Genomic DNA, 933 nt, shown 5'->3' on the forward strand with positions numbered 1-933 from the left:
ACGTGGGCGCAGGTCCATCCTAAAGGGGTGGTCCCACGTTTTGACGTGTACTGAGGGTTGCGGTTACCACCGCTTTGATCTCGGTCTTTCTAAGCCTTCTAGTAGCTTACGCGGTAAATCGAGGAAAATCTAAGGTATATCGGTGGAGCCTTTATCTTTTCCTAATTGGATTCGCCGTTCCTGCACAAGCTACAGTTATTGCTCTATATACCCTGGTTAGGGTAAGTGGTCTTTACGACAGTCTCTGGGCGATTATCCTGCCTCTTGCCGGATTTGCTATGCCGATCACGGTTTTAGTGTTCACTAACTTTGTCAGGGAAATCCCGAGCACACTCTTTGAGGCGATGGAGTTGGAGGGGGCAGGCCATGGGATTGTTCTAAGGCATCTTGTTTTGCCTCTTTCCCTTCGCGCCATTGTTTCCATGGGACTGTTCAACTTCATCGGTGCATGGAATGCTTTGCTTTTTCCCCTTATTCTCACCCAAAGTCCAGAAGTGCGCGTCCTTCCGATGGCCGTGTGGGTTTTCACCGGGCAATTCGGCATCAATGTACCTGCGGTAATGGCGGCTGTAACCCTCTCGGCCTTGCCTCTTATCATAGCCTACATCTTTGCTAGGAGGGAGATCCTGAATGCCTTCCGGGGAGGACTGGTCTGAATGCCATAGATCCAACTTCTGCATGTGAGGAGATAATATCGCTCCACCCTCAGGAGCCGAACCACCGTTTCGTGGTGTGGGGAAAGGTTGACCACCGAGGGCTTTCCCCCAAGGACGGCCGAGCACACCCAGAGGAAGTACTGGAACACTCACCGCAGCGTGGTGAGGGGGGTGCGGAATGTGGGTCAAGGGATGTATAGCAGTCAAGTCTATCCCGTACTTCTATGTACACGTCAAAACCTCCATAGGGCATAACCCCAAGGGACTTCCGCGCCTT

At 52.2% G+C, this 933-nt stretch carries 1 protein-coding gene; it reads left to right on the plus strand.

From position 1 onward, the window contains the following. Positions 1–74: 74 nt before the first annotated feature. On the plus strand, positions 75–656 hold the full coding sequence (locus tag L0D17_RS13145; RefSeq protein WP_243095698.1) for a carbohydrate ABC transporter permease: 582 nt from the start codon (positions 75–77) through the stop codon (positions 654–656). Positions 657–933 lie beyond the last annotated feature (277 nt).

This window comes from Thermus thalpophilus, assembly GCF_022760915.1.
GTDB lineage: Bacteria > Deinococcota > Deinococci > Deinococcales > Thermaceae > Thermus > Thermus thalpophilus.